3 protein-coding genes are annotated in these 2,540 nt (G+C 63.6%); 2 read left to right on the forward strand and 1 reads right to left on the reverse strand.

All coding sequences use genetic code 11. From position 1 onward, the window contains the following. Window positions 1-528: tetratricopeptide repeat protein (locus VEK15_20865; protein ID HXV63164.1), on the reverse strand; the 528-nt coding region annotated here is incomplete at its 3' end. A gap of 91 nt (window positions 529-619) precedes the next feature. Between VEK15_20865 and VEK15_20870 the strand changes: the two genes are divergently transcribed. Next, the gene (locus tag VEK15_20870; GenBank protein ID HXV63165.1) at window positions 620-2,176 is read left to right on the forward strand and encodes a winged helix-turn-helix domain-containing protein; all 1,557 of its coding nucleotides are present in this window, start codon (window positions 620-622) and stop codon (window positions 2,174-2,176) included. 10 nt (window positions 2,177-2,186) lie between these two features. Then, on the forward strand, window positions 2,187-2,540 hold a 354-nt coding region (locus tag VEK15_20875), incomplete at its 3' end, for a hypothetical protein (GenBank protein HXV63166.1).

Consider the following 2,540-nt stretch of genomic DNA (forward strand, 5'->3'; position numbering starts at 1 on the left):
CTTTTCGATTCGGTTGTCCCCTGCCTTCTGACCTCCCGAAGTGACCTCCCACGTGCCGATCCAGAAATCGAACTGGCGGAACTCGGGAATGTGCTCGCAGGGCTCGGCGTTGTCTCGGGCTCTGCCGACGACCGCGGCGAAGCGGGAATCGTTTCGGAGATCGGTGAACGCCTCTTCCGATTCCAGCTGGCTCACCGAAGAGAAGCCTGCGTCGACGGCGCTCTCGAGCCGTTCGAGAGCACGGGAAGGGTTTCCCGCAAGTGCCTCGGCGCGGGCAAGGTGGAACCTCGTGAGAGCCGGAACGAAACCGAGCCCGTCCGCCTTTTCCATCGCCGCGATCGCGTCCGGATAGCGGGAGAGAGACAGGAGCGAGATCCCGAGCCGGATCCAGGCTCGCCCGTTCTCGGGCTCGCGCTCGACCACTCGTCGATAGGCGGCGGCCGCCCGGGTCCAGTCCTCAGCCTGGAAGAACCGGGCAGCCTCGTCGGCAGACTGAAGGCTCGCGAAAAGCAAGAGCAACGCGTGCATCGATACGACCTCCGCCGCCGAGACTAGCGCGTTGTCCGATTTACCCGGCCTGATTTTTCCCTGATTTCGGCGGCCCGCTAGAATAACGTCGATGTCGGATGCGGATCGCCTGCGGTTCGGCGCGTTCGAGCTCGATTTGCGAACCGAGGAGCTCTTCGAGAACGGCCGCCCGGTGAAGCTGGCACGCCAGCCCTTCCGAGTTCTCAGCATTCTCGCGCGTCGGCGCGGGGAGATCGTCGGTCGCGACGAGCTACGCACTATCCTGTGGAGCGAGGGAACCCATGTCGACTTCGAGGGGAGCCTGCACTCGTGCATCAAGCAGGTGCGGGCCGCGCTCGGTGACGACGCGAGCGCGCCGCGATTCATCGAGACGCTCCCGCGCCGTGGCTACCGGTTTCTTCCGGGCACCCGGAAGCCGCCGACGATCACGACGCGCGCGGCCGCTCTGGCGATCGTCGGCATAGTTCTTCTATTGTTACTTTTTGCGAGTCGACGGCCCCGACAAGTACGGCCGGAGGCTCCTTTGACTCTCGTCGTACTCCCGTTCGAGGATTTGTCGTCCCTCCACCGGGGGCCAATGCTGGCGGAAGAGGTCGGCCGGGCGCTCGGCGGTCTCGATCCTTCTCGGCTCGCCGTCCTCGCATCTTCTTCCGCTTCACGTTTCCGCAGCTTATCGGGAGTATCGACGAGCACCGACTTCGCGCTTTCCGGGCGTTTGAAGGATGGGCTAATCGAGGTCGAGCTCGAAAGAAAGGGCGTGCGGATGTGGCGGGGGAGTGCTCGCGACGTCTCGCTGCTCGTCGCCGCTCTCGTCCCCCAGTTGTTGCCAAACGCGCGTCCGGAAATATCCGAGCCTCATGATGCCGAAGCCTATGACGCGTACCTCAAGGGACGGTACCATCTGAATCGTGGCGAGAAGGAAAGCCTGGAGTATGCCGAGCGTTACCTGAGAGAGGCTCTGGCGAAAGACGACGGCTTTGCCGACGCTCACGTCGGGCTCGCCACAGTTCACATTCTCGAGCGACGTTTCGACGAAGCTGCCGTCGAGGCGAGCCGAGCGATCGAGCTTTCTCCATCCGCGGAAGCGCATCTCGCTCTCGCTCTCGCGCGCTGGTACGGAGATTGGGACTGGACCGGCGCGGGGAAATCCTTTCAGCGGGCTCTCCTCACAAACCCCGGCTTCGCCAAAGCCCATCATTGGTACGGCTACTACTTGACAGGGCTCGGACAGCACGTCGAGGCCATCGAAGAGATCGAGCGCGCCCGGACGCTCGATCCCCTTTCCCCCCAGGTGCAATCAGACGTCGGTTGGTTCTATTACTTCGCGGGACGCTTCGAACAAGCCATCGCCGCGTGCGAGAGGACGCTCGAGCTCGAGCCCGGATTCGGCTTGGCCGAAGCGTGCCTCTTCGAGTCCCGCCTTGCACTGGGCCAGGAAGTCGGCCAGCCTCCGGAGGCCGACGACCCCTATACTCGTGCCGTCGCGCTCGTGAGAACGGGGCGGACGCAACTCGCCGTCGACTCTCTCGCGGAAGCGATCGAGAAGAAGAGCCCCTGGATTCCCATGCTCGAAGTCGACCCGAGATTCGAGCCTTTACGAGAAGCACCCGGCTACGCGCGACTTCTCCAGGCTGCCGGATTTCGTTGAGACCTTGCTCGTGCCTTTTCAGAGACGCGCTCGTGCTACGGTGGGCTCGTTGAATCTCATCGAGGGGGCACGACGTCTCGGCCGGAAAGTGGACGCGCTTTCGTTCGACGCTCCGGTGACCCACGTCTACAATCCCCTGGCCTACGGATGGGAGCCTCACCAACGTTACCTGGAACGCTTCGGTCGAGCAGATCGCGAGGTCGTCCTCGTGGGGATGAACCCCGGTCCCTGGGGCATGGTACAGACCGGAGTACCTTTCGGTGACGTCGCGATGGTCCGCGATTGGTTGGGCATCGAAGGTCACGTGGGCCGGCCGAAGAAGGAGCATCCCCAGCGTCCGGTGCGGGGTTTCGAATGCCATCGA

This window comes from Vicinamibacteria bacterium (assembly GCA_035620555.1).
Classification (GTDB): Bacteria; Acidobacteriota; Vicinamibacteria; order Marinacidobacterales; family SMYC01; genus DASPGQ01.

Excerpts from the sequence above, each read along its gene's own strand:
- VEK15_20870 (HXV63165.1), top strand. The coding sequence starts at position 620 with ATGTCGGATGCGGATCGCCTGCGGTTCGGCGCGTTCGAGCTCGATTTG.